26 protein-coding genes, 1 other RNA gene and 1 pseudogene are annotated in these 24196 nt (G+C 55.1%); 17 read left to right on the forward strand and 11 right to left on the reverse strand.

What is annotated here, in order from left to right:
• The 5 genes from GKAS_RS14730 to GKAS_RS14750 form a co-directional block, all read left to right on the forward strand.
• Positions 1-323 (forward strand): S16 family serine protease (locus GKAS_RS14730; protein ID WP_035895160.1); only part of this gene is annotated, 323 nt, incomplete at its 5' end.
• A 208-nt stretch (positions 324-531) separates the two neighbouring features.
• Positions 532-804 (forward strand): nucleoid-associated protein HU-beta, encoded by a 273-nt coding sequence (gene hupB, locus GKAS_RS14735; protein WP_035895161.1) that lies wholly within the window; start codon positions 532-534, stop codon positions 802-804.
• A 198-nt stretch (positions 805-1002) separates the two neighbouring features.
• The gene (gene ppiD, locus GKAS_RS14740; protein WP_035895162.1) at positions 1003-2877 is read left to right on the forward strand and encodes a peptidylprolyl isomerase; all 1875 of its coding nucleotides are present in this window, start codon (positions 1003-1005) and stop codon (positions 2875-2877) included.
• A gap of 148 nt (positions 2878-3025) precedes the next feature.
• The gene (locus GKAS_RS14745) at positions 3026-3403 is read left to right on the forward strand and encodes a helix-hairpin-helix domain-containing protein (protein ID WP_035895163.1); all 378 of its coding nucleotides are present in this window, start codon (positions 3026-3028) and stop codon (positions 3401-3403) included.
• Between the two features lie 110 nt (positions 3404-3513).
• Positions 3514-3912: a YbgC/FadM family acyl-CoA thioesterase gene (locus GKAS_RS14750; RefSeq protein ID WP_035895164.1), complete on the forward strand. Its 399-nt coding sequence runs from the start codon at positions 3514-3516 to the stop codon at positions 3910-3912.
• 84 nt (positions 3913-3996) lie between these two features.
• On the opposite strand, the gene queC is transcribed toward GKAS_RS14750, so the two are convergent.
• Both queC and GKAS_RS14760 read right to left on the reverse strand, forming a co-directional pair.
• Positions 3997-4692 (reverse strand): 7-cyano-7-deazaguanine synthase QueC, encoded by a 696-nt coding sequence (queC, locus tag GKAS_RS14755; protein WP_035895165.1) that lies wholly within the window; start codon positions 4690-4692, stop codon positions 3997-3999.
• A 67-nt stretch (positions 4693-4759) separates the two neighbouring features.
• The gene (locus GKAS_RS14760) at positions 4760-6460 is read right to left on the reverse strand and encodes an SgrR family transcriptional regulator (protein WP_035895166.1); all 1701 of its coding nucleotides are present in this window, start codon (positions 6458-6460) and stop codon (positions 4760-4762) included.
• Positions 6461-6559: 99 nt separating this feature from the next.
• On the opposite strand from GKAS_RS14760, the gene cof reads away from it, so the two are divergent.
• Positions 6560-7378: an HMP-PP phosphatase gene (gene cof / locus GKAS_RS14765; RefSeq protein WP_035895167.1), complete on the forward strand. Its 819-nt coding sequence runs from the start codon at positions 6560-6562 to the stop codon at positions 7376-7378.
• Positions 7379-7422: 44 nt separating this feature from the next.
• On the opposite strand, the gene GKAS_RS14770 is transcribed toward cof, so the two are convergent.
• Positions 7423-8475 carry a PLP-dependent cysteine synthase family protein gene (locus GKAS_RS14770; RefSeq protein WP_220182509.1) on the reverse strand — a complete coding sequence of 351 codons (1053 nt, stop codon included), beginning with the start codon at positions 8473-8475 and terminating at the stop codon, positions 7423-7425.
• Positions 8476-8587: 112 nt separating this feature from the next.
• On the opposite strand from GKAS_RS14770, the gene GKAS_RS14775 reads away from it, so the two are divergent.
• From GKAS_RS14775 to amtB, 5 genes are all read left to right on the forward strand, one after another.
• Positions 8588-9046 carry an Lrp/AsnC family transcriptional regulator gene (locus GKAS_RS14775; RefSeq protein ID WP_035895169.1) on the forward strand — a complete coding sequence of 153 codons (459 nt, stop codon included), beginning with the start codon at positions 8588-8590 and terminating at the stop codon, positions 9044-9046.
• Positions 9047-9133: 87 nt separating this feature from the next.
• Complete coding sequence (locus GKAS_RS14780; protein ID WP_035895170.1) at positions 9134-10909, forward strand: SmdA family multidrug ABC transporter permease/ATP-binding protein; 1776 nt, start codon at positions 9134-9136, stop codon at positions 10907-10909.
• Complete coding sequence (locus GKAS_RS14785; protein ID WP_035895172.1) at positions 10902-12680, forward strand: SmdB family multidrug efflux ABC transporter permease/ATP-binding protein; 1779 nt, start codon at positions 10902-10904, stop codon at positions 12678-12680. Before GKAS_RS14780 ends, GKAS_RS14785 begins: the two co-directional genes overlap by 8 nt.
• A gap of 209 nt (positions 12681-12889) precedes the next feature.
• On the forward strand, positions 12890-13228 hold the full coding sequence (glnK, locus tag GKAS_RS14790) for a P-II family nitrogen regulator (RefSeq protein WP_004858743.1): 339 nt from the start codon (positions 12890-12892) through the stop codon (positions 13226-13228).
• Between the two features lie 33 nt (positions 13229-13261).
• Positions 13262-14548, forward strand: a complete 1287-nt coding sequence (gene amtB, locus GKAS_RS14795) for an ammonium transporter AmtB (protein WP_035895173.1) — start codon at positions 13262-13264, stop codon at positions 14546-14548.
• 114 nt (positions 14549-14662) lie between these two features.
• Here amtB and tesB read toward each other — a convergent pair whose 3' ends face one another.
• Positions 14663-15523, reverse strand: coding sequence for an acyl-CoA thioesterase II (gene tesB / locus GKAS_RS14800; RefSeq protein ID WP_035895174.1), 861 nt, complete (start codon positions 15521-15523; stop codon positions 14663-14665).
• 217 nt (positions 15524-15740) lie between these two features.
• Here tesB and GKAS_RS14805 point away from each other — a divergent pair, with 217 nt between their 5' ends.
• A complete protein-coding gene (locus tag GKAS_RS14805; protein ID WP_035895175.1) occupies positions 15741-16241 on the forward strand; it encodes a YbaY family lipoprotein in 501 nt (166 codons plus the stop codon).
• A gap of 97 nt (positions 16242-16338) precedes the next feature.
• Here GKAS_RS14805 and GKAS_RS14810 read toward each other — a convergent pair whose 3' ends face one another.
• The gene (locus GKAS_RS14810; RefSeq protein WP_035895177.1) at positions 16339-16650 is read right to left on the reverse strand and encodes an MGMT family protein; all 312 of its coding nucleotides are present in this window, start codon (positions 16648-16650) and stop codon (positions 16339-16341) included.
• Positions 16651-16815: 165 nt separating this feature from the next.
• Here GKAS_RS14810 and ffs point away from each other — a divergent pair.
• An RNA gene (gene ffs, locus GKAS_RS24005) (signal recognition particle sRNA small type) lies at positions 16816-16912 on the forward strand.
• Between the two features lie 370 nt (positions 16913-17282).
• Here the strand turns inward: ffs and GKAS_RS24015 are convergent.
• Genes GKAS_RS24015 through GKAS_RS24880 form a run of 4 tightly spaced genes read right to left on the reverse strand, consistent with a single transcriptional unit; the run spans position 17283 to position 19657 of the window.
• The gene (locus GKAS_RS24015) at positions 17283-17480 is read right to left on the reverse strand and encodes a CPCC family cysteine-rich protein (RefSeq protein ID WP_072011413.1); all 198 of its coding nucleotides are present in this window, start codon (positions 17478-17480) and stop codon (positions 17283-17285) included.
• A gap of 2 nt (positions 17481-17482) precedes the next feature.
• Positions 17483-17737: a pyocin S6 family toxin immunity protein gene (locus GKAS_RS14815; protein ID WP_035895179.1), complete on the reverse strand. Its 255-nt coding sequence runs from the start codon at positions 17735-17737 to the stop codon at positions 17483-17485.
• Positions 17734-19269 (reverse strand): colicin E3/pyocin S6 family cytotoxin, encoded by a 1536-nt coding sequence (locus GKAS_RS14820; protein WP_035895180.1) that lies wholly within the window; start codon positions 19267-19269, stop codon positions 17734-17736. Before GKAS_RS14820 ends, GKAS_RS14815 begins: the two co-directional genes overlap by 4 nt.
• 10 nt (positions 19270-19279) lie before the next feature.
• Positions 19280-19657 (reverse strand): hypothetical protein, encoded by a 378-nt coding sequence (locus GKAS_RS24880; RefSeq protein ID WP_147281544.1) that lies wholly within the window; start codon positions 19655-19657, stop codon positions 19280-19282.
• A 671-nt stretch (positions 19658-20328) separates the two neighbouring features.
• Between GKAS_RS24880 and GKAS_RS14830 the strand changes: the two genes are divergently transcribed.
• Together GKAS_RS14830 and GKAS_RS14835 are read left to right on the forward strand one after the other, a co-directional pair.
• A complete protein-coding gene (locus GKAS_RS14830; RefSeq protein ID WP_035895184.1) occupies positions 20329-20577 on the forward strand; it encodes a hypothetical protein in 249 nt (82 codons plus the stop codon).
• Complete coding sequence (locus GKAS_RS14835) at positions 20574-20789, forward strand: hypothetical protein (RefSeq protein ID WP_035895186.1); 216 nt, start codon at positions 20574-20576, stop codon at positions 20787-20789. The genes GKAS_RS14830 and GKAS_RS14835 overlap by 4 nt, the downstream gene beginning before the upstream one ends.
• 87 nt (positions 20790-20876) lie before the next feature.
• Here the strand turns inward: GKAS_RS14835 and yczR are convergent, their stop codons facing one another.
• Positions 20877-22301, reverse strand: coding sequence for a MocR-like transcription factor YczR (gene yczR, locus GKAS_RS14840; RefSeq protein WP_035895188.1), 1425 nt, complete (start codon positions 22299-22301; stop codon positions 20877-20879).
• A gap of 89 nt (positions 22302-22390) precedes the next feature.
• On the opposite strand from yczR, the gene yczE reads away from it, so the two are divergent.
• Positions 22391-22987 carry a membrane protein YczE gene (gene yczE / locus GKAS_RS14845; RefSeq protein ID WP_035895190.1) on the forward strand — a complete coding sequence of 199 codons (597 nt, stop codon included), beginning with the start codon at positions 22391-22393 and terminating at the stop codon, positions 22985-22987.
• A 62-nt stretch (positions 22988-23049) separates the two neighbouring features.
• Here yczE and GKAS_RS14850 read toward each other — a convergent pair whose 3' ends face one another.
• Entirely contained in the window at positions 23050-23898 is an 849-nt protein-coding gene (locus GKAS_RS14850) for a nickel/cobalt efflux protein RcnA (protein ID WP_035895191.1), read from the reverse strand.
• Between the two features lie 134 nt (positions 23899-24032).
• Between GKAS_RS14850 and GKAS_RS24025 the strand changes: the two are divergent.
• Positions 24033-24196 (forward strand): annotated as a pseudogene (locus tag GKAS_RS24025) (metal-sensing transcriptional repressor); the annotation flags it as partial.

Genomic DNA, 24196 nt, shown 5'->3' on the forward strand with positions numbered 1-24196 from the left:
CAAGTGCGGGTATCGCGATGTGTACTGCGCTGGTTTCCTGTCTGACCGGTAACCCGGTGCGTGCAGACGTGGCGATGACAGGGGAAATTACCCTGCGTGGCCTGGTGCTGCCAATCGGCGGTCTGAAGGAAAAACTGCTCGCGGCACACCGTGGCGGTATTAAGACTGTTCTGATTCCTGATGAGAACAAACGCGATCTGGAAGAGATTCCGGACAACGTTCTGGCCGATCTGGAGATTCATCCGGTTAAGCGCATTGAGGAAGTTCTGGCGCTGGCGCTGCAAAATGAGCCGTCTGGCATGCAGGTTGTAAGCGCAAAATAGTGACCTCGCGCAAAGAGCGTTAATAAAAATAAGGCTGGCAAGCGTAAACTGACTTGCCAGCCTTTTTTGTCTCGCTAATTTAGACGGCTGGCAGGTGTGTCTAAGACGACGGGTGTTGTAAGGGCATGGGAGTCCTGATATAACTGCTCCGCGATTGCACCGCGAAGGACTCCGGTGCGATATAAATAATAAAGAGAGGAAGAGAACAGTGAATAAATCTCAACTGATTGACAAAATTGCTGCTGGCGCGGATATCTCCAAAGCTGCAGCTGGACGTGCGTTAGATGCTTTAATTGCTTCTGTTACTGAATCTCTGCAAGCCGGGGATGATGTTGCACTGGTAGGTTTTGGTACCTTTGCTGTTAAAGAGCGTGCTGCCCGTACTGGCCGTAACCCTCAAACTGGTAAAGAGATCACTATCGCCGCTGCTAAAGTACCAGCGTTCCGTGCAGGTAAAGCACTGAAAGACGCGGTAAACTGATCGCTTTCCCTCGTAGGGAATGTGGCACAGTACAAGGGCGCATCATCTGATGTGCCTTTTTTTATGGCTTATTGTGTACTTTTAAGCGTTTATATTCGGTGTCATGCTGACAAGCCCCCCGGTTTCTTGTCAAAATAGCGGCCACACGTGCTATGCTGCACGAGGTATTTGTCACCTACAGCGGAGTGTTGTTACACCATGATGGACAATTTACGCACGGCAGCCAACAGCGTCGTGATCAAAGTCATTTTCGGTCTCATTATCGTGTCGTTCATTTTGACCGGCGTGAGTGGTTACCTGATCGGCGGTAACAATAATTTTGCCGCGAAAGTGAATGGCCAGGAAATTGGCCGCGCCCAGTTTGAAAATGCCGTTGCTAGCGAGCGTAACCGCATGCAGCAGCAGCTTGGCGACCAGTACTCAGAGCTGGCAGCCAACGAAAACTACATCAAATCTATGCGCCAGCAGGTGCTGAACCGCCTGATTGACGAATCGCTGCTCGACCAGTATTCGAAGACATTAGGCCTTGGCATCAGCGATGAGCAGGTGCGTAAAGCGATTTTCGCGACTCCTGCGTTCCAGACCGACGGCAAATTTGATAACACCCGCTACAACGCGCTGGTGAATCAGATGGGGATGACGGCCGATCAATACGCGCAAGCACTGCGTAACCAGCTGACCACTCAGCAGCTGATTAACGCCGTCGCGGGTACTGACTTCATGCTGCCAGGTGAAACCGATCAACTGGCCGAACTGGTTGCTCAGCAGCGTCTGGTTCGCGAAGCCACTATCGACGTGAGCGCGCTGGCGGCGAAGCAGCAGGTTTCTGACCAGGAAGTTGCAAGCTACTACGAGCAGAACAAAAACCAGTTTGTCGCGCCGGAACAGTTTCGCGTGAGCTATATCAAGCTGGACGCAACTTCCATGAGCGAACCCGTCTCTGACGACGAAATCCAGTCCTACTACGATCAGCATCAGGATCAGTTCACTCAGCCGCAGCGTGATCGCTACAGCGTGATTCAGACCAAAACTGAAGCCGATGCGAAAGCGGTTCTGGATGCACTGAACAAAGGCGCTGATTTTGCCACGCTGGCGAAAGAGAAATCTGCCGACATTATCTCCGCGCGTAACGGCGGTGATATGGGCTGGCTGGAAGCGTCTACCACACCTGACGAACTGAAAAATGCCGGTCTGAAAGAGAAAGGCCAGCTGTCAGGCGTTATCAAATCTTCCGTGGGCTTCCTGGTCGCGCGTCTGGATGACGTTCAGGCTCCGGTGGTGAAACCGCTGGCGGATGTACGTAGCCAAATTGCTGACAAAGTTAAACAGGAAAAATCTCTCGACGCTTACTACGCCCTGCAGCAGAAGGTGAGCGATGCGGCGAGCAACGACAACGACTCTCTGGCGGGTGCAGAGCAGGCGGCTGGCGTGAAAGCGGTTGAGACCGGTTGGTTTGACCGTAACAGCCTGCCAGCAGAGCTGAACTTCAAGCCGGTGTCCGACGCAATCTTTAACGGTGGTCTGGTTGGTGAGAACGGCATGCCGGGCAGCAACTCAGATATCATCACCGTTGACGGTGACCGCGCCTTCGTTATTCGCGTGAGCGAGCACAAAGCTGAAGCGGTGAAACCGCTGGCCGAAGTGAAAGCACAGGTGACCGACATCGTTAAGCACAACAAAGCAGAACAGCAGGCCAAACTGGATGCTGAAAAACTGCTGGTGGCGCTGAAAGACGGTAAGGGCGACGATGCGATGAAAGCGGCGGGTCTGACCTTTAGCGCCAGCAAAACCCTGAGCCGTGCCGGTCAGGATCCACTGAGCCAGGCTGCCTTCGCGCTGCCGCTGCCGCAGAAAGACAAACCAAGCTACGGTATCGGTAACGATATGCAGGGCAACGTGGTTCTGTTGGCGCTGGACGAAGTGAAAGCGGGCGAAATGCCGGAAGCGCAGAAGAAAGCGATGGTTCAGGGCATTACCCAGAACAACGCGCAAATCGCCTTCGAAGCGATGATGAACAACCTGCGTAAATCCGCGAAGATTAAGCTCGGCGATATCATCGACCAGCAGCAATAATCGGAATTCGCTTCGCATAATTTTGTAATGCGATGAACAAATCAAAGGCCGCTTTCGCGGCCTTTTCCACATTTGAAATCTGCCTTTTGAACCGTTGCGCGCTAACCGTTATGGTGCTTTCGCTATCAATCAATAAGGAGAAATCAACATGAAACGTGGAATCAAAATGTCTGTTATGGCGGCAGTATTGGCGTGTGTGGGAATGAGCTTTAGCGTTCAGGCGGCACAACCCGCGGCTGCAAAAACGCAGGCAACGCAGGTGAAAGCCAACGCAGATACCGCAGAGCAGACGAAAGCCGTGCCTGCCGGTAAAACGGTGGATGATGGAGGCACCAGGGTTAGCATCAATACGGCTTCGGCCGAAGCGCTGGCACAGGCGATGAACGGCGTGGGTTTGAAAAAAGCGCAGGCTATCGTCAGCTACCGTGAAGAGTACGGCCCGTTCAAAACGGTGGACGATCTCAAGCAGGTTCCGGGTATGGGCAGCTCGCTCGTTGAGCGTAATCTGGCCCACCTCACGCTTTAATTTGCACAAGGTGTTTGCACTCGCCTGAAAATTTGCCAGACTAAAGAGGTCATACCAGTGGTGTGACCTCTGACTCTATGTATAAAACAAAATAATAAGGCTATGGCGCTATGCAGACACAAATCAAAGTTCGCGGTTATCACCTGGACGTATATCAGCACGTTAACAACGCCCGTTATCTGGAGTTTCTCGAAGAGGCCCGCTGGGATGGGCTGGAGAGCAGCGCGGGGTTTCAGTGGATGAGCGCGCACCATATTGCCTTTGTGGTGGTGAACATCAATATTAACTACCGTCGCCCGGCGGTACTGGGCGATCTGCTGACGGTAACCAGCAAGGTGCAACAACTGAACGGCAAAAGCGGTGTGTTAAGTCAGGTGGTAACGCTGGAGCCTGAAGGGCAGGTAGTTGCCGACGCGCTGATTACCTTTGTCTGTATTGACCTGAAAACGCAGAAGGCGCTGGCGCTGGAAGGGGAGTTGCGGGAGCATCTGGAAGCGATGGTTGAGTAATGTGCTTGTCCCGGGGCGGCATAAACGCCTGGCCCGGGACGGTAGCCCGGGCGAGCGCAAGCGACCCCGGGAATAATGCCAGACCTATTTCAGCCCGGTCTTCTGCTTCATCGCTGCCATCACCCCTGGCTTATCTGCCAGATAATGATTCAGCCCGTTGGCGCGCAGATTACAGGCCGCGCAGTGGCCGCAACCATTGCCTTTGATGCCGTTGTAGCAGGTGAGCGTTTCGGTGCGTACCAGTTCAAGTTTGTCCCAGTAGTCCGCCAGCGCCCAGGTCTGGGCTTTATCGAGCCACATCAGTGGCGTTTCAAAGCGAATATCTTTCGCCATGCCCAGGCTGACCGCATGGTTCAGCGCCTTCACGAACTCATCGCGACAGTCCGGATAACCGGAGAAGTCGGTCTCGCATACGCCGGTGATGACGGCTTCCGCCTTCACCTGATAGGCATAAATAGCTGCCAGCGTCAGGAACAGAATATTGCGTCCCGGTACAAAGGTATTTGGAATGCCGTCGGCATCCGGTTCGTAGTCCGGCACGGGAATACTGTCGCGAGTCAGGCTGCTGACCGCCAGTTCATTGAGCAGGGTGACGTCCAGCACTTTATGCGCGCGAGCGCCCAGCGTCAGCGCCAGTTCACGGGCAACGTCAATTTCAGCGCGATGGCGCTGGCCATAATCAAACGTGACGCAGTGAACTTCATCATATTGATGCAGCGCCTGCACCAGGCATGTTGTGGAATCTTGTCCACCGCTAAAGACGACAACGGCACGTTTCATGGCTTTTCCTGTCTGTGACTCTAAAAGCCGCTATGGTAACGCCTGCGGGGCGTGGCGACCAGCTTCTTCACCGTGTGGTCGGCGGCAGCCAGGCGGCGGAAAAGTCAAACCAGCCGCGCGCGTTAAGGCGAATGCCGTTAACCCCCGGCGGTGCGCTGACCTGATACTGATAGTTAAACAGCGGCGTCAGCATGGCTTCACTCATCAGTCGGGTAAAAATCGTCTTCAGCGCGGCGATACGCTGAGTATCATCCGGCAGCGATTGTGCTTCATCCAGCGCCTGGTGAACGCGATGGGACTGTGACTCGGTAAACAGCGCGGGCCACAGCGCATCGCAGCGAAGCCACTGCTCCAACGCGTATTCCGGCATCTCGCCAATCAGGCGGTCGCCCATAAACAAATCTGCCTGCGGCAGGTCCGGGCAGCCGGTCCAGCTTTTAGCATCATAAAAAATCACCGTGAGCTCGCAGCCAAGACGAGCCAGCGCGGTTTTGAGCTCTTCGGCCATGGTGTGCAGTTCCACCGGTAGATGATAGATAAGCGTCAGATGGGCTGGCAGAGCAACGTCGGGGGCTTCTTTCGGCAGGGGAATATCCCAGCCAGGCAGCATCTCTTCGCTTGGGGTAATCAGATTTTCTCCCAGCGGCAGGCTTTGCAGCAGGCCAGAGCGGTGAATTAGCGCAATCACCCGCTGCGCCTGGGCGGCGCTCAGTCGTGGACTCTGGCGCAGCGCCAGATAGCAGAATCCAAGGCTGATGCTGTGGCTCACCAGGCGAAGTTCGCCAAGTTCTTCCGGTTTTCCGATAGCGATTTGCACCGGATGCTGACAGCTGGTGCCGAGTCCTTGCTCGAAAAGCTGCGGTGTGATCCAGTATTCAATGGCTTGTAGCAATGGGTGGCTATGGTGGTATTGATGGTGGCTCTCAATGCGTACCAGCTCCGGCTCAAAAATTTTCAGCATAAACGGGCCGGTTCCCTGTGACGGTTTATCCGGGTGCGCCAGCACGCTACAGTAGCTCGCCAGTCGATGCGGTAGCCAATAGTCCGGGTGATGGAGCGTGAAAGTCAGGCACTGTGGGGGCGTTTGCGTAATCGCTTTCACGCTGGAAAAGAGCTTCGCCAGTTCAGGCAATTCCAACAGCATCAATAATCGTCGGCGAAGCTGCTCGGTCTCAACGGCATCGCCGTTGTGCCAATGCAGGGTCGAGCGAATATAGAACTGCCAGCATAGTCCGTTGTCAGACACGGACCAGTGATGCGCAAGGTCGCCCTGCGGCTGTGAGGCCTCGTGGTTGAAGCGGGTCAGCCCGGAGTAGATCTGCCCGGCAAGGTGCTGCTCCGCGCGCCCGGCCAGAAAGCCGGGGTGCAGCGGCTCAAGCGGTCGGTAATAGGGAATACGCAGCGTCGGCGTATTGTTTTGCCACTGGCCGCCGAGAAACGGATGCAGCAGCGCCCGTAGCTCAACCGGGGCAATCTGCGCCAGCTCCAGCGCGTTGTGCTGTTCACCGCGGTTCAGCGCCGTTTCCATCATTTCATTACGTAGCGTTTCCGGCGCGGTATGGAACTGTAACAGCCCGCGCTTGCCGCGCCCGGACTGCGCCTGCCAGCTCAGCCAGCCTGCCTCTTGTGCCTGACGTAGCAAGGTGCGTACGTGGCGCTCGCTGCAAAAACAGCGAGCAGCCAGCTCGGCGATGGTGACTTGTTGATCTTCTCCCTGTGACGGCAGCCACAGACGCTGGAACTGATTTAAACGATTTAACTGGCGCATAGAAACCCGGAACAATAAATATCAACTATTCAGTATTACTTCCGTATATCCCAGCAGATACTAAGTGGCAAGAGAGAGCGATCACAGGCGGGATAAAAGATGGCAAGACTGGCAGCATTTGATATGGATGGCACCCTTTTGATGCCAGACCATCGTTTAGGCGAGAGAACCGTGGCGGTGCTAAAGCGCCTGCGCGAGCGGAACATCACGCTGACCTTTGCCACCGGTCGCCACGTGCTGGAAATGCGCCCGCTGGTGGAGAAGCTGTCGCTGAATGCCTTCCTGATTACCGGCAACGGTACGCGTATTCATACCCAGCAGGGGGAAGTGCTGCACCGTAGCGATCTCTCTCCGGACGTAGCGGAAGAGGTGCTGCACACGCGTTGGGATACGCAGGCCAGCGTCCATGTCTTTAACGACGGCGGCTGGTTTACCGGGCAGGAAATACCGGAAATGTTAAAAGCGCATGTTTATAGCGGATTCCGCTATCAGCTTCGTGATCTTCGTATGATGCCGGCGCATCAGGTGACGAAGATCTGTTTCTGTGGGGATCACGACGATCTTTGTCGCCTGCGAATTCAGCTCGTCGAAGCGTTCGATAAGCGGGCCGATATCTGCTTCTCCGCCGTTGACTGTCTGGAGGTCCTGCCGCTTGGCAGTAACAAAGGCGCGGCGCTGTCCGTGCTGAGCCGCCATCTGGGCGTGGGCATGGACGAGTGCATGGCTTTTGGCGATGCAATGAATGACTGTGAAATGCTGGGGCTCGTCGGGCGTGGCGTGATCATGGGTAATGCGATGGGGCAGCTCAAAGCGGCGCTTCCCCATCTGCCGATTATTGGAAACTGCAAAAATCAGGCGGTTTCCCACTATTTAGCTCATTGGCTGGATACACCTAATCTTCCTTATTCCCCCGAATAGAGAGACCTTCCAGCAAGCCAGGCTCATTTGATGCCTGGCTTTTTTTATTTCCCGAGCAGGGTGTTGATAGCCTGCTGCCACGGCGCAGTGTCGCCGATGTTATTCGCCACCCACTCAGCGTTGTAGTAGGTATCCAGGTAGCGTTCACCGCTGTCGCACAGCAGCGTCACGATGGAGCCGGTTTTTCCTTCGTCGCGCATCTGTGCGGCTAATTGCAGCGCGCCCCACATATTCGTCCCGGTAGAAGCGCCAACCTTACGGCCAAGCTGCGTCTCCAGCCACTGTGCGGTGGCAACGCTCGCGGCATCCTGTACGCGCAGCATGCTGTCGACCACGTCAGGGATAAACGACGGCTCGACGCGCGGGCGACCAATACCTTCAATTTTGCTGCCGACGCTACCGCGAAGATTCACGTCGCGGTGCTGCCAGTAGTCCATAAACACCGAGTTTTCCGGGTCCACGACCATCAGCTGTGTTTCATAGCCCTGACAGCGAATGTAGCGGCCAATGGTGGCAGACGTGCCGCCGGTGCCCGCGCTCATTACCACCCACGCCGGTACCGGATTGGGCTCGTGGGACATCTGACGGAAAATACTGTCGGCAATATTGTTGTTGCCGCGCCAGTCGGTGGCGCGCTCAGCGTAGGTGAACTGATCCATATAATGACCGTTCAGCTCGCGGGCCAGCGTCTCGGAAGCGGCGTAAATTTCACACGCGCTCTCCACAAAGTGGCAGCGGCCGCCGTAAAACTCAATCTGCTCAACCTTGCGTTTCGCCGTGCAGGACGGCATTACCGCAATAAACGGCAGGCCAAGCAGGCGCGCGAAGTAGGCTTCGGAAACCGCCGTTGAGCCGGACGACGACTCAATAATGGTGGTGCCTTCTTTGATCCAGCCGTTGCACAGGCCGTAAAGGAACAGCGAGCGCGCCAGACGGTGCTTGAGGCTGCCGGTCGGATGCGTGCTTTCATCTTTCAAATAGAGCTGAATGCCGGGAAAGGCGGGCAGCGCCAGGCGGATTAAATGCGTGTCGGCGCTGCGTTGGTAGTCGGCGTTAATTTCGCTGATGGCGTGTTTGACCCAGTTGCTATTCATCATTCTTTTCCGTTTGTCATTTTGTGCCCAGCTTAGCGAAAAGTGCAGAAAAATTTGTTGCCATCTGACCTTTAAAATAGAATTAAGATAGAAAAATTTTCTCCCGGAGACCGAAATGTTAGATAAAATTGACCGAAAGCTCCTGGCCCTACTACAAAATGACTGCACGCTCTCTTTGCAGGCACTCGCGGATGCCGTTAATCTGACCACCACACCGTGCTGGAAACGGCTAAAACGCCTGGAAGACGACGGTGTGTTGCTTGGACGCGTCGCGCTACTGGATGCCGAAAAGCTTGGGCTTGGGTTAACGGCATTTGTGCTGATAAAGACCCAGCACCACAGCAGCGATTGGTACAGCCTTTTTGTGAGCGAAGTGACGCAAATGCCCGAAGTCCTGGGCTTCTGGCGCATGGCCGGGGAGTATGATTACCTGATGCGCGTCCAGGTGGCGGACATGAAACGCTACGATGATTTTTATAAAAGCCTGGTGAACCGCGTCCCCGGACTGTCGGATGTCACCTCAAGCTTTGCGATGGAACAGATTAAATACACCACAGCTCTCCCCATCGAATAACACTTTCTCTGGGATTTTCTCTTTGCCCTTCAGGCTGCCAGGGCGGCAGCACAGGACGAAGAGAATCGACGTTCAGGATTTTATCGCGTGCGATTATTTGCTCAATTAAGTTGGTACTTCCGCCGGGAATGGCGACGCTATCTCGGCGCGGTTTCCCTGCTGATTATCATCGCCATACTGCAGCTTATTCCACCTAAAGTGGTGGGGATTGTGGTGGATGGCGTGACACAACACCACTTCAGCGCCGGGAAGGTGATGATGTGGATTGGCACCATGGTACTGATTGCCGTGGTGGTCTATCTGCTGCGCTACGTCTGGCGCGTGCTGCTGTTTGGCGCTTCCTATCAGCTTGCCGTTGAACTGCGCGAAGATTTCTATCGTCAGCTTAGTCGCCAGCATCCGGAGTTTTACCTGCGTCACCGTACCGGCGATCTGATGGCCCGCGCCACCAATGATGTCGACCGGGTGGTGTTTGCCGCCGGGGAAGGGGTGCTGACGCTGGTGGACTCACTGGTGATGGGCTGTGCGGTATTGATCGTGATGTCCACGCAGTTAAGCTGGCAACTAACTCTGCTGGCGTTGGTGCCAATGCCGATCATGGCGCTGGTTATCCATCGCTATGGCAACCTTCTGCACGAACGGTTCAAAGTGGCGCAGGCGGCGTTTTCCAGCCTTAACGATCGCACCCAGGAAAGCCTGACCAGCATTCGCATGATCAAAGCGTTCGGTCTGGAGGACAGACAGTCCGCACAGTTTGCCGCCGATGCGGCTGACACCGGTGTGAAGAACATGCGCGTAGCGCGTATCGACGCACGCTTTGACCCCACTATCTATATCGCCATCGGCATGGCAAACCTGCTGGCAATTGCAGGCGGCAGCTGGATGGTGATGCAGGGCGAACTCACGCTCGGTGAGCTCACCAGCTTTATGATGTACCTTGGCCTGATGATTTGGCCTATGCTCGCGCTGGCCTGGATGTTCAATATCGTTGAGCGTGGCAGCGCCGCCTATAGCCGTATTCGCACGCTGCTGGCGGAAGCACCGGTAGTGGATGACGGCACTCAGGCAGTGCCCGAAGGGCGCGGAACGCTGGAGCTGGCGATTGAACGCTTTAGCTATCCGCAAACCGACAAGCCAACGCTCTGTGACGTCAACGTGACCCTGAAACCGGGCCATATGCTCGGTATCTGCGGGCCGACGGGCTCGGGAAAATCGACCATTCTGTCGCTTATCCAGCGCCATTTTGACGTGGATGAAGGTGAAATCCGCTTCCATGATATTCCTCTGCGCCAATTGCAGCTCGATGCCTGGCGTAGCCGCCTGGCGGTGGTGAGCCAGACGCCGTTCCTCTTTTCTGACACGGTGGCCAGCAATATTGCGCTGGGCAACCCGAGCGCTACGCAGGAAGAGATTGAGCATGCGGCGCGTCTGGCCTGCGTGCATGAAGATATTCTGCGTTTGCCTCAGGGTTACGATACTGAAGTGGGCGAGCGCGGTGTGATGCTCTCCGGAGGGCAGAAACAGCGTATCTCCATTGCGCGCGCGCTGCTGCTGGAGGCGGAAATATTGATACTCGACGACGCGCTATCGGCGGTCGATGGCCGCACGGAACACCAGATTCTGCATAACCTGCGTCAGTGGGGAGAGGGGCGCACGGTCATCATTAGCGCTCATCGTCTTTCGGCGCTATCGGATGCCAGTGAAATTATTGTGATGCAGCATGGGCATATCGCCCAGCGCGGTCGACATGAACAGCTGGCAGCGGAGCAGGGCTGGTATCGCGATATGCACCGTTATCAACAGCTTGAGGCCGCGCTGAATGACGTGCCGGAAGAAGACAAATCGGAGGTGACAGATGCGTAGTTTCGGGCAACTGTGGCCTACCCTGAAGCGGCTGCTGGCCTACGGCTCGCCGTGGCGTAAACCGCTATCGATTGCGGTGGTGATGCTATGGATTGCCGCGGCAGCCGAGGTGAGCGGGCCGCTGCTGATAAGTTATTTTATCGACAATATGGTGGCGAAGAATATTCTGCCATTGGGAACGGTTGCCGGGCTGGCTGCGGCCTATGTTGGCCTGCAACTGCTGGCCGCCTCGCTGCACTACAGCCAGTCGCTGCTGTTTAACCGCGCAGCGGTCGGCGTGGTACAGCAGTTGCGTAGCGACGTGATGGACGCCGCGCTGCGCCAGCCGCTGAGCGAGTTTGACACCCAACCGGTCGGCCAGCTTATCTCCCGCGTGACTAACGATACGGAAGTGATCCGCGACCTGTACGTCACGGTGGTGGCGACAGTGCTGCGCAGCGCTGCGCTTATCGGCGCGATGCTGGTAGCGATGTTTAGCCTTGACTGGCGCATGGCGCTGGTGGCGATGGCTATCTTCCCGGCGGTGATGATCGTGATGGTGATTTATCAGCGCTACAGCACGCCGATTGTGCGCCGCGTTCGCGCCTATCTGGCGGATATCAACGATGGCTTCAACGAAGTCATCAACGGCATGAGCGTTATTCAGCAGTTCCGCCAGCAGGTACGTTTTGGCGAGCGTATCGGTGAAGTGAGCCGCTCGCACTATCTGGCGCGTATGCAGACGCTGCGTCTGGACGGTTTCTTACTGCGCCCACTACTGAGCCTGTTCTCCACGCTGGTGCTCTGTGGCCTGTTGATGCTGTTTGGCTTTAGCGCGCAGGGAACCATTGAAGTTGGGGTGCTGTATGCCTTTATTAGCTATCTGGGCCGCCTTAACGAGCCGCTGATTGAACTGACAACCCAGCAGTCGATGCTGCAACAGGCGGTGGTGGCTGGTGAGCGCGTCTTTGAACTGATGGATCGCCCACGTCAGCAGTACGGGCACGATCTTGCACCGCTGGAGCGCGGGGATATCGACATTGATGATGTCTCCTTTGCCTATCGCGACGACAAGCTGGTGCTGCAAAACATTTCGCTGTCGATTCCGGCACGAAGCTTTGTGGCGCTGGTGGGGCACACCGGCAGCGGCAAGAGTACGCTTGCCAGCCTGTTGATGGGCTACTACCCGCCTGATTCCGGCGAAATCCGCCTTGGCGGTCGCTCCCTTCAGAGCCTGAGTCATCAGGTGCTGCGACAGGGCATCGCCGTGGTGCAGCAGGATCCCGTCGTGCTGGCTGACTCTTTCTTCGCGAACGTCACGCTGGGGCGCGACATCAGTGAGGCGCAGGTCTGGCAGGTACTGGAAACGGTGCAGTTGGCGGAACTGGCGCGAGGCATGAGCGACGGTATCTATACGCACCTGGGCGAGCAGGGTAACAATCTGTCTGTTGGGCAGAAGCAGCTGCTGGCGCTGGCCCGCGTGCTGGTGGAAACCCCGCAGGTGCTGATCCTTGATGAGGCGACAGCCAATATTGACTCCGGCACCGAGCGCGCCATACAGCACGCGCTGGCTGCTGTACGCCAGCACACGACGCTGGTGGTGATTGCCCACCGTCTGTCGACCATTGTGGAGGCAGATACTATTATGGTGCTTCACCGTGGCCAGGCCGTTGAGCAGGGCAATCACCAGCAACTGCTTGAAGCCAAAGGCCGATACTGGCAGATGTATCAGCTGCAGTTGGCCGGAGAAGAGCTGGCTGCCAGCGCGCAGGACGATGCGGTAACCGCCTGATGCACCACCGTCAGGCATTTTTCTAACAGATTGCCGTTGTGACACGCATCATGCACTCGCATGGTGCGTTTTTCTTTTTGCTCCCTCGATTTCGCCACGGTAAACCCTGATTTTCTCCATAAAGCAGCGCCGTTTTCATTTCTGGCATGGCCCTTGCTTTATCTATTACGTGTTCGCAGCCATTACCGAATTCTGACTGGAGGGGATCTATGAAGCTGGTTACCGTGGTAATCAAACCATTCAAACTTGAAGACGTTCGCGAAGCGCTGTCTTCCATTGGCATTCAGGGCTTAACGGTGACAGAAGTGAAAGGCTTCGGTCGTCAGAAAGGTCATGCAGAGCTTTACCGCGGTGCGGAGTACAGCGTCAACTTCCTGCCGAAAGTGAAAATTGATGTGGCTATCGCCGACGATCAGCTTGATGAAGTCGTCGATGTGATTAGCAAAGCCGCTTACACCGGAAAAATTGGCGACGGTAAGATTTTTGTCGCCGAACTGCAGCGCGTAATCCGTATTCGTACCGGCGAAGCCGACGAAGCGGCGCTGTAATTCCCAGCCAGCACAGTGATAGGGATCGAGATGATGAAAAAAACAATGGTAAAAACGGGGTTGAGCGCGCTGGCGCTGTTGCCGGGTCTGGCAATGGCGGCACCGGCGGTAGTGGATAAAGCCGATAACGCCTTTATGATGCTGTGTACCGCGCTGGTGCTGTTTATGACCATCCCGGGGATTGCGCTGTTCTACGGCGGCCTGATCCGCGGTAAAAACGTACTCTCTATGCTGACGCAGGTAGCGGTGACCTTCGCCGTTGTTTGTGTACTGTGGGTCGTTTACGGCTACTCACTGGCTTTCGGTACCGGCGGCAGCTTCTTCGGCAGCTTCGACTGGGTGATGCTGAAAAATATCAAGATCACCGATCTGATGGGCTCGTTCTATCAGTATATCCACGTGGCGTTCCAGGGCTCCTTCGCCTGTATCACCGTGGGCCTGATTGTGGGCGCGCTGGCGGAGCGCATTCGCTTCTCCGCGGTGCTGATTTTCGTAGTCATTTGGCTGACCCTCTCCTACGTGCCGATTGCCCACATGGTTTGGGGCGGCGGTCTGCTGGCGAGCCACGGTGCGCTCGACTTTGCGGGCGGCACGGTGGTGCATATTAACGCAGCGGTGGCAGGTCTGGTCGGTGCATACCTGATTGGCAAACGCGTGGGCTTTGGCAAAGAAGCGTTTAAACCGCACAACCTGCCGATGGTGTTTATCGGTACCGCAATCCTCTACTTTGGCTGGTTCGGTTTCAACGCCGGTTCCGCCAGTGCGGCAAACGAAATTGCCGGTCTGGCTTTCGTGAACACCGTTGTCGCTACCGCTGCTGCTATTCTTGGCTGGGTATTTGGCGAATGGGCGCTGCGCGGTAAGCCTTCTCTGTTGGGCGCATGTTCCGGTGCGATTGCGGGCCTGGTCGGTATCACCCCAGCGTGCGGTTATATCGGCGTCGGCGGTGCGTTGATCCTGGGTATCGTGGTCGGTCTGGCTGGTTTGTGGGGCGTCACCTCCCTGAAACGCTGGCTGCGCGTGGATGACCCATGCGACGTGTTCGGTGTCCACGGCGTGTGTGGCATCATCGGCTGTATCCTGACCGGTATCTTTGCTTCTACGGCGCTTGGCGGCGTGGGCTATGCGGAAGGCGTGACCATGAGCCATCAGGTTCTGGTACAGCTTGAAAGCATCGCTATCACTATCGTCTGGTCCGGCGTAGTGGCCTTCATCGGCTACAAAGTGGCGGATTTAACCGTCGGTCTGCGCGTACCGGAAGACCAGGAACGCGAAGGTCTGGACGTGAACAGCCACGGCGAGAATGCGTACAACGCCTGATATCGCTAACCCGGACGAGGCGCACATGCTGACTCCGGGGATATCATCTTTGATGCGGTATCTCCAAAGCCAAAAAAGCCTCCCAATGGGAGGCTTTTTTGTACATGAACCGAATTAATTACGGTTGCGCATGACGCCTTCCTGCACCGTCGAAGCCACCAGTACGCCGTCCTGAGTGTAGAACTCGCCGCGCACAAAGCCGCGCGCGCTGGAGGCTGAGGTACTTTCGACGCTGTAGAGCAGCCATTCGTTCATATTAAACGGACGGTGGAACCACATTGAGTGGTCAATGGTGGCAACCTGCATACCCGGCTCAAGGAAGCCTACGCCGTGTGGCTGGAGCGCGACCGGCAGGAAGTTGAAGTCTGAGGCGTAGCCCAGAAGATACTGATGAATATGCAGTGAATCCGGTACGGTACCGTTGGCGCGCATCCACACCTGGCGGCGCGGTTCTGCGATATGGCCTTTTAACGGGTTATGGAACTCAACCGGGCGAATTTCCAACGGCTTATCGCAGAGAAACTTCTCTTTGGCCTGCGGCGGCAGCAGGTGCGCCAGCGAGCGGGCGATATCGGTTTCCGAAGGCAGGCCGTCCGGGGATGGGGCGACTGGCATGGTTTTCTGATGCTCGTAGCCTGATTCTGGCGCCTGGAAGGAGGCGGTCATATAGAAAATCGGTTTACCGTTCTGGATAGCCGCCACGCGGCGCGCGCTGAAGCTGTTGCCATCGCGCAGCACCTCAACGTCATAAACGATAGGCTTCTGGCTGTCGCCAGGACGCAGGAAGTAGCTGTGGAAAGAGTGCACCAGGCGATCGGTAGGGACGGTCTCTTTTGCTGCATACAGCGCCTGGCCGACAACCTGGCCGCCAAAGACCTGACGCAGACCCAAGTCTTCACTCTGGCCGCGGAACAGCCCTTCTTCAATTCTTTCCAGATTTAACAACGTCAGCAGATTAGAAAGCGCTTGGCTCATTGATACCCTCTATATTTTACGGTCACAGCTGCAGGTGAATATCTCCATTATAACGTAGTTTCGCCAGTGGTCCGATGGGTTCAATTATCTGAATAATGGGGCGTTTGCAGGCAAACATGTGAAAGATATGCCACACTAAAGCGGTTACGTTTGTTAAAGCGTTGTCACTCAATTGAGAAATTTTCCTCAATGTGGGTGAGCAATAAGGAGAATGCTAATGAAACTCGTGCCGATCTTAAGCGGTTTGGCGATTGCACTTGCCCTGGCGGGCTGTGCGAATACGCACCAGCAAAGTCAGAATCAGACATCTGCGCCAGGCGCAGCCGCAGCAACTCAGGCCATTCAGGGACCGAACGTTTCCGGTAATGTGTGGATCCGCCAGAAAGTGGCGCTGCCGCCGGATGCCGTGCTGACCGTCACCCTGTCCGATGCCTCGCTGGCCGACGCACCATCGAAAGTCCTGTCGCAGAAAGTGACGCGTACCGAAGGTAAACAGGCACCGTTTAGCTTTGTGCTGCCGTATAACCCGGCAGAGATCCAGCCAAATGCCCGTATCCTGTTGAGTGCAGCGGTGACCATCAATGATAAGCTGGTCTTTATTACCGATACCGTGCAAGAGGTTATCAACCATGGCGGCACCAAAGTCGACCTGACGTTGGTGCCGGTACAGCAAACGCCGGTTCCGGTTCAGGACACCTCTCCAGTACAGGTTCCTTAAACGTAAATGCCCTCCATGTGAGGGCATTTTTTTGTAGCACGGGCCGCTGACCCTGGAGGGGCTTCCCGACGTCGCTTCGCTCGGCCGGGCTACGTTGCTAGTAGTTCCAGCGATACTTCTGCATATCAATCTGTCCACTTCCTGAAACCTGCACCCCTTCAGAGAGCAGCGCCTGACGCTGGCGCTGTAAATCCGGGCCGGTCAGTGAAATGACGCCGTGCCGGTTCACCACGCGATGCCACGGCAGCGTGGACCCTTCTGGCAGTCGTTTCAATACGCCGCCTACCTGGCGCGCGGCACGGGGTGAACCTGCCAGCCGGGCAATGTCGCCGTAAGTGGTAACGTAGCCTTCCGGGATGGAAGCTACGATTTGCCATACGCGCTGAGGGAAAGAGCCAAAATCGTCCATAGTAAGTTCCTGAAGGCAGAACCTTCAGCATAATCAGCTCGATGCCCCCTGTGAAGGGCGGATTGCGCAAGAATCCAGCAGGCAGTAGCGGATGGCTTGCATTTGGCTGCCTCAGCAGTGATAATGCGCCAGCGCGTTGGATAACAACGCTCTCAATGGGGGCCCTGTTGGTTCTCCCGCAACGCTATTCTGTTCACCAGGTCAGGTCCGGAAGGAAGCAGCCAGGGCAGATGACGCGTGTGCCGGGATGTAGCTGGCAGGGCCCCCACCCATTTCTGCTAAGTGCATGATATCCATCATGTAACCCTCTGTTTTCGTGCATTGAAACGGCGGTGATACAACTTTCGTGTATCACTTAGGACGCTAATCAATGTCGCATCTGATACTTTCCCGTCACGGGATCTGGTACTACCGTAGGGTCTACCTGACACCTCGGAAACGTCGTGAAATTCGTATTTCTCTTCGTACACGTTCCAAGCGTGAAGCTTTGCTCGGTGTGGAGAAATATCTCACTTCACAACCTTTCCACTGCGTTCCGCAGTGGACTGGCCCCGCCCCGGTAGACGAGGCCTGTTCAAAGGCCGGGACAAAGCCCAGCCGATAGAATCCGAATATTCATGCTCAAGGTGAAGTTAACTTACTTTTCGGCCTTGTTGGAATGCTTCACGCGCTTCGTTCAAACTCATGACATTAGCCCCCCCTTTATAGTCAGGCTCTTCTGTTTGAACTGGATCATCTTCCCAAGTGCAAACGGGGCAAATCTCATAGCTCCCCTCTTCAGGAAATTCATATTGTCCACAGCATGGACACGGGTGTTCAAGATCCGCCATTTTCAAACTTCGCCACCTGAAATCTGGTAGTCGAGGTCTTCCTGATAGAATTCTTGGCCTAAAATCCCTTCAATGGCTCTAACTTTTTGTTCGGTAAGGTTCCATCCTCCAAGTCCGGCAACAAAGTCGTTATAGTCCTCTTCGCTCCATCCCATAACGCCACTAACTTCAGGAAGTTTTTCTTTAGGTACTTCAACTTCAAAAACAAGTAGTTCATCTACACGATCAAATGCATCAACAGTATAAATAATTGTCATTTTTCTACCCTTCTTGTTGGATCCGCTGGTTTGGTTTGTTCTCCTGATACAGGATCAAACTCCCCGAGATGGTTTCGACCTGACCGGTCATACATTTCAACTGTACCGTGCTGTGAATCCCACTCGAAAATGCGCCCTTTAGAGTCCTTCCATCTTGAACGTAATGTTCCCCCACCTTTTACTGGAGTTCTTTTCTTAGCCGTTTTAGCATCAGGAAATGCAGGTAATGGCGGTGTACCTCGTGGAGCCACGTGATACTTATGAGCCGCATTCAGATAGATATAAATTGGATCAAACGTCCCGGCAGGGTGTACCAGAATATAATCCCTGAATGGACGTTCTCCGGGCGCTGGCGTTTCCGTTGACCACGGGCTATTGATTTCACTTTCAGGGTAAACTAGTACACTCGGAGGGACGTATACATTGTCCCGGTTCCCGGTATTAGATGGCGACACATATCCAGGATCGTCTGGTATCCATACAATAGTTGGCTTGCTTGCGCCATCTTCCCAGAATTCATAGTTCCCGGTGGTTGTGTTCTTCTGAAGCATTCGAACCGGAACTTTGTCCTGCCCGCCTCTGGCGCTGACATGAAAACCTTTCGGTCTTATCATCCCGTTCTGATCGGCTTCCCAGCGAAAGCGAACGCGCGTCGGGACATCTTCTTTGTTCTGTGCAGCCTGCTCAAGCCGCATCTTGTCGATGTAATCTTGCTCACCGCTGTTAAGTTTTGGTGAGTAGAACATACCGAAGAGAAGCACTGTCGGCGGGCTGGGTGCAATCCAGCGACCAGCAGTAGAAAGAGTGCCGCCGATTTGCTGCAATGCTGCGTACCCGGCTTCAGTTGTTGCTCCGGTTGTTATCCCGGTAGTTGTCGCTGCCCTTGCTGTTGCCATTCCAGCAGCCGCTGCGGCTTTGGTTGTATCCGGGGAACTGAATAGACGCTTGTACCAGGGGCGGTTGTCTTCCGGTGGTGGAGTTGGTTCGGCGGGTTTGTGCTTCTTTGCCGCCTGCGCGTGCTGAACAGGTTCTTGTTTCGATTGTTCTTTCTGAGACGCTGCCCGGTAATAGCTTGCATGACCAAAATTATCGAGTAGCTCTTGCTCTGTACCTGCATCGGTGCAACCTTCACCACGAAGGCAGGATTTCGCGTAAACAGGTAGCACACTTGGCGCTGTTGCTGTGGCGATAGTTTTATTTACTGCTGGTTCTAACATCCCGAATGGATCATTAATCTCCACGGTTCCAGGTGCGATAAGGAAATTTGATCCGCTTGGGCAGTCGCAATGTATGATTGAGCCGTCTACGGCGACAGCTTCGACGTTCGTTTGACGGTGATCTCCTGTAACAATAACGCCAACTTTTCCACATTTTGGGCAAGGTGTGGTTATATCGCCAATGTAGAGTTTCCACTTGCCCATGACGGACATACCGGGGCGGGCGGCGATACACTGTGAGCCTGTAGAGGTTTTATCTCCGTGTAGACCAACGTTCTGACCGTGAACAGTGCAGCCTCTGTTAACCGATGCCATAGCAACCGCCTTATTTCAGAAAGTTTTCAGGCAGTGATTCCCCGGCTCGGACTACTCTTCTTACACTTCCTTGAGGACTGCTGATTATTTCGTCGCCGTTGTCGAGTGAGCTTCCAACAAGCGCGGCAGAGTCACCAGAAGTATTTCCCACTCCAGTGTTAATCTTTGCCGTGGTACCATCCGGGTAACGAACTTCATCACCTACACGCGAAACATTCAGCCGTTTGCCGCACTCGGTTTCGATCTGCTGTCCGTTGTATTCACTGAAAACGGTTCCCCCATCTCGGGTTAAGCTACCCTCTGTGGCGATCAGATAAGCTGCTGTAACCGGATGCGTGAGATTATAGGCAATCCTTTCAGCGATAAGAGCCTGTGAACCTTCGTCCATTTTGGCAAGCTGTTAGGCTGTGAATGGTGACTGGTCAAAAGCGACCAGCATTTCCGGGGTAAGTTCATTGGTATATTGCTGCATAAGTCCCTCTGCTTGTTGTGAATTTATCTTCATACGTAAACCATTGTACGAATAACACCCACATACCGGAAGGGGTTTATCCTCAAAATGAAACTACGTTCCATTGCATTTATTTCATGAATGATTTGTGTCTTTCGCAAGAGAAAACGGCTTGCCCGAGCCTCTTTTTGGTGATACAAATTCATTGCCTCACCGCTTTTTAGTGCATTGAAATACATAGGTTTTGTTCGGAAAATCTTAGCTGGCAGGGCCCCCACCCAATTCTGCCTCCGCAAAAAACTCTCCGTTCAGACCAAACTCATCCCTGTTTTTATTGTGGTTATTCGCTGCTTTCTTCTTCCCGCATTCAATTAATATTCATCCTCTTGTAATAATACTGTCATTTATGTGTCATAAATTGGTTTTAAATTAACATTGGGTGTTTATATTACCCATTGTGTTATAAATATATTTCTGGAATGTGCTGTTGGTTTCATGTATTAGTTATTACAGAAATAATACATAAACCATTTTGGACAGCGTTGTTCCACGGAATTTGTTAACACAAACCGTGTATGGATGACGCGTCTTTACCGGAAGGAGTTCACATGACAGTCGCAGTGCTCAACGTAAAAATTGATGAAACAGTAAAAGAAAGACTTCGCCACTTTGCCGAGGTCCATGGCCTGACTTTAGGCGCTGCGGCGGAAAAACTGCTGCTGCTCGGGTTTGCAGCGGAAGAAGAGGCGGGCGTTTGTGAAGATGACATCGACAGCCAGCATACGGAAGAAGATGTTGCTCCATTCTCGCCTAAAGAAATCAAAGCATTACGTAAAATCCTGAAGAAGAGAAAATGAAACAGCAAACGTCGATAGCGTGTAACTATAGTGAAGCCTGCGATCTGTTACGTTCGGGCTACGTGAAGCATGTTCTTCTCAACTGGAATGTTGGCAGCGATGAATTCTTTCGTATTGCCTCAGACTGGTGCGATACCGGTGCTAAGATTAAAAAAGAGGGAGAATCTTTCGTTATTTCCCTGAAAGGCTTTCCGATCCCTCCGCAGCACTAATATATTCTTTAGCAGCGCTTTATTACATTAAAGAATATAAAGTTTCGGGCCGGTTATGTGAGTGGGGACGTCTTCCCCTGCGCGCGGTTAAATTATTTTCCGCATTTTGTTTGCGCCATGCTGGCCTGCTAACGTTGCCCATATCGGCTGTAATGTCGAAAAAGCGCGACGCAGGATTTCATCGTCCAACGTAAAGGGAATGCGTAAGTTACGCTCTCCACTTCCTGCCAGACCAAATCGCGTTCCTACCCCAAGATGAATCGCGCTGGCCTCTGCCCGCGCGGCAAACCGCGTTGCCATCATTTCCGGCAGTTCCACCCAGAATGATAGCCCGCCTTCCGGCAGGACAAATTTCCACTGCGGAAAATATTCTCGCATGAGCGCCGCGCACATATCGCGCCGTGCCGTCAGCAGACGCCGCCGTTCAGGGAGCAGATGATGTTCATTCTCCAGCAGCCAGCAGGTGGCCAGCTGCTCCAGCAGCGGCGAGCCTAAATCGAGCGTGTCGCGGGTCTGAATGAGGGCCGCGATGGTGCGCGATGACGCGCGGATCCACCCCAGGCGCAGCCCACCCCAGAAGCTTTTCCCGGTTGAGCCCACCGTGACGATCGGCGCATCGCGATTAAACGCCGCCAGCGGCGGTGGCGGCGGGGCGTTGTACCACAAATCTACCATCGTTTCGTCGACGACGAGCGTAGTACAGGTCCTGGCCGACAAGTCTGCGACGATTTGCCGCGTTGCGCTGTCCATGCACTGCCCGGTAGGATTTTGAAAATCGGGCATCAGATACGCCAGCCGCGGCGCGGTTTGGGCAATAATGGCAGCCAGACCGTCGGTGTCCCAGCCTTTGTCAGGCATCGGTAAGGCCACCGGGCGACAGGACGCGCCTTCAATGGCGGAAATGGCCAGCGGGTAGGTTGGTGTTTCTACCACCACCCGATCGCCAGGCCCCGTAAGGTAACGCAGAATCAGCGCCAGCCCGCTGACCGCACCGTTAACCAGCATGATTTCATCGGCATGTGTCGGCAGCCCGCGCGCGCAGTAGCGCTGGGCAATGGCCTCACGCAGGGCGGGCAATCCATGCTGATCATAGCCGGTATTGTTGAGATAGCTGGGTAGGGCCGCCAGTGCATGACTGTAGGCCTGATGAATTTCCGCGCCCGCAGCCAGCGCGGCGGTGGACATATCCAGCGTCGGCGATGTCGGCATACGCGGTGCGCGCTGGTAGCCTTCGGCACTGAGCGTCACCGTTGAACCGCTGCCCTGTTTACTCTGCACATAGCCTTCGTCGCGCAGTTGCCCGAGCGCGCTGGCAATGGTGGTGCGGCTGACGCCCAGCGCGCTGGCAAATTCTCGCTCGCCCGGTAGACGCGTGCCCAGCGGCAACCGACCGTCCAGAATCAGCAACCGCAGCGCGTCGGTAAGCTGTCGCCAGAGCGGGGTCGGGGAAGGGCTGTCCTGCCAGTGGCCCAGCAGGCGAACTAAAGATTGGGTGGCGGAACGTCGAAGCATCGGTGCAGTCCACTTTTTTAAAACTGGTCATTAATCATAATGCCATTTTTACCGATGATGGAAGCCTCTTTCGATAGGCCGAGGTGCCCATGCTACGCCGACTGATTCAGCTCTACTTTGGGTTAATGCTCTATGGAGTATCGACCGCCGTTTATGTCCGCGCCAATCTTGGCGCCGATCCGTGGAACGTTTTCCACCTCGGCGTTTCCGGGCTGACGTCTCTTGATATTGGCATCGTGATGATTCTGACCGGCGCTGCCGTTCTGCTGCTGTGGATTCCGCTGCGCCAGCGCCCGGGGCTTGGCACCATCAGCAATGTGATTGTGCTGGGGCTGGCGGCAGACGCCACGCTGTCTCTGATGCCGCCGCTGGAATCACTCTGGGTTCGCGGCGTGCTGCTGCTGCTGGCGGTGGTGCTGAACGGTATGGCGACCGGTATGTATATTGGCGCAGGCTTTGGCGCGGGGCCGCGTGATGGCCTTATGACCGGGATTCACGCCCGCACCGGGTGGCCCATTCGCCGCATTCGCACGACGATTGAACTCTCCGTGTTGGTCATCGGCATGCTGCTGGGCGGGACGTTTGGCGTCGGGACCGTACTGTATGCGCTGGCCATTGGCCCGCTTATTCAGCTCTTCTTGCCATGGTTCCAGACTCCCCGCGTGATGCAGCGTCAAATTGCTTGAGGTTGTCTGCATGATGTTTCTGCCGTGGTGCCCGGCGGCTACGCTGAGTACTATGCACGGCATCAGACCAGTGCGCTGATGCCGTGACCCATCATGTAAAGTCCCACCAGAATAATCAACGCGCCGGAGAACCACGGCGCCTTTCTCGATAGCTCCCCGAACCCGCTCCAGCGTTTACTCATATGCTTCAGACCGATGGCGGCAATGGCGCCGGAGGCCACCAGCGTGAGCGCCAGCCCGACGCTAAAACTCAGTACCAGCGTCGCGCCCAGCGCCACGTGTTTAAGCTGCAGGCAGATAAGCAGAATGGTAATGGATGCAGGGCAAGGGATGAGCCCGCCAGTAAGACCAAACAACACAATCTGCCCGGTGGTGACTTCCTGGCCTTTGAAGCGGCGGTTGATCTCTTCGGCGTGTGCGCGCTGGTGGGCATCCTGCCAGTCTGCATCAACCAGATTGTGATGATCGTGGTCATGATGATGCTCATGACCGTGGTGATGATCGTGATCATGAGCGTGGTGATGATCGTGGCGGTGGTGCGCATGCTCGTGGTCATGATCGTGCGCCCCGCGTGATTCACGCCAGGTACGCCACAGCATCCACAGCGCGATAACAATAATGATTATCCCGGAAAGCAACTGGAACCACGGCTCTGCGGTTTGGGCGTCCCAGCCGCGGCCAAACCACATCCCGGCCATCGCAATGACCCAGACCACCACGGTATGCGACAGAGTAGCCGCCAGCCCGAGCAGCACTGCCTGCTTCAGGGTGCCGCGGATCGCCACGATAAACGCCGCCATCATGGTTTTAGAATGGCCTGGCTCCAGGCCGTGCAGCGCCCCCAGCAGAATGGCACCGGGGATAAAGAACCAGGCATTGCCCTGTTGTAAGAGTGTGGTGAAGTCGTTCATCGCGGAAGATCCTTGTGAAAAGTGAAATGACTATACTCCCACCCAGTACTTTAATACTACCCCCTAGTATAAAAATACGCAGTCAGGGCCGTGCGTGGTATGCTTGCGCAGGAGTTAAGAACAGGATCCCGGCCATGTCACATACCGTTCGTCACAAGAAGATGTTATTGACGCGTCTGAAGAAAATTCAGGGGCAAAAGCGTTAGCGCTTGAGAAAAATGCTCAACCGTGAGCACGAGTGCGCGGAGGTGTTACAAGCAGCTGGCGGCGATCGCGGCGCGGTAAACGGCATGATGCT

Source organism: Kluyvera ascorbata ATCC 33433 (assembly GCF_000735365.1).
Classification (GTDB): Bacteria; Pseudomonadota; Gammaproteobacteria; order Enterobacterales; family Enterobacteriaceae; genus Kluyvera; species Kluyvera ascorbata.

Coding starts and splice junctions, on each gene's coding strand:
- ppiD (WP_035895162.1), top strand. CDS start 1,003: ATGATGGACAATTTACGCACGGCAGCCAACAGCGTCGTGATCAAAGTC.
- GKAS_RS14745 (WP_035895163.1), top strand. CDS start 3,026: ATGAAACGTGGAATCAAAATGTCTGTTATGGCGGCAGTATTGGCGTGT.
- GKAS_RS14750 (WP_035895164.1), top strand. CDS start 3,514: ATGCAGACACAAATCAAAGTTCGCGGTTATCACCTGGACGTATATCAG.
- queC (WP_035895165.1), bottom strand. CDS start 4,692: ATGAAACGTGCCGTTGTCGTCTTTAGCGGTGGACAAGATTCCACAACA.
- GKAS_RS14760 (WP_035895166.1), bottom strand. CDS start 6,460: ATGCGCCAGTTAAATCGTTTAAATCAGTTCCAGCGTCTGTGGCTGCCG.
- cof (WP_035895167.1), top strand. CDS start 6,560: ATGGCAAGACTGGCAGCATTTGATATGGATGGCACCCTTTTGATGCCA.
- GKAS_RS14770 (WP_220182509.1), bottom strand. CDS start 8,475: ATGATGAATAGCAACTGGGTCAAACACGCCATCAGCGAAATTAACGCC.
- GKAS_RS14775 (WP_035895169.1), top strand. CDS start 8,588: ATGTTAGATAAAATTGACCGAAAGCTCCTGGCCCTACTACAAAATGAC.
- GKAS_RS14785 (WP_035895172.1), top strand. CDS start 10,902: ATGCGTAGTTTCGGGCAACTGTGGCCTACCCTGAAGCGGCTGCTGGCC.
- glnK (WP_004858743.1), top strand. CDS start 12,890: ATGAAGCTGGTTACCGTGGTAATCAAACCATTCAAACTTGAAGACGTT.
- amtB (WP_035895173.1), top strand. CDS start 13,262: ATGAAAAAAACAATGGTAAAAACGGGGTTGAGCGCGCTGGCGCTGTTG.
- tesB (WP_035895174.1), bottom strand. CDS start 15,523: ATGAGCCAAGCGCTTTCTAATCTGCTGACGTTGTTAAATCTGGAAAGA.
- GKAS_RS14805 (WP_035895175.1), top strand. CDS start 15,741: ATGAAACTCGTGCCGATCTTAAGCGGTTTGGCGATTGCACTTGCCCTG.
- GKAS_RS14810 (WP_035895177.1), bottom strand. CDS start 16,650: ATGGACGATTTTGGCTCTTTCCCTCAGCGCGTATGGCAAATCGTAGCT.
- GKAS_RS24015 (WP_072011413.1), bottom strand. CDS start 17,480: ATGGCGGATCTTGAACACCCGTGTCCATGCTGTGGACAATATGAATTT.
- GKAS_RS14815 (WP_035895179.1), bottom strand. CDS start 17,737: ATGACAATTATTTATACTGTTGATGCATTTGATCGTGTAGATGAACTA.
- GKAS_RS14820 (WP_035895180.1), bottom strand. CDS start 19,269: ATGGCATCGGTTAACAGAGGCTGCACTGTTCACGGTCAGAACGTTGGT.
- GKAS_RS24880 (WP_147281544.1), bottom strand. CDS start 19,657: ATGGACGAAGGTTCACAGGCTCTTATCGCTGAAAGGATTGCCTATAAT.
- GKAS_RS14830 (WP_035895184.1), top strand. CDS start 20,329: ATGACAGTCGCAGTGCTCAACGTAAAAATTGATGAAACAGTAAAAGAA.
- GKAS_RS14835 (WP_035895186.1), top strand. CDS start 20,574: ATGAAACAGCAAACGTCGATAGCGTGTAACTATAGTGAAGCCTGCGAT.
- yczR (WP_035895188.1), bottom strand. CDS start 22,301: ATGCTTCGACGTTCCGCCACCCAATCTTTAGTTCGCCTGCTGGGCCAC.
- yczE (WP_035895190.1), top strand. CDS start 22,391: ATGCTACGCCGACTGATTCAGCTCTACTTTGGGTTAATGCTCTATGGA.
- GKAS_RS14850 (WP_035895191.1), bottom strand. CDS start 23,898: ATGAACGACTTCACCACACTCTTACAACAGGGCAATGCCTGGTTCTTT.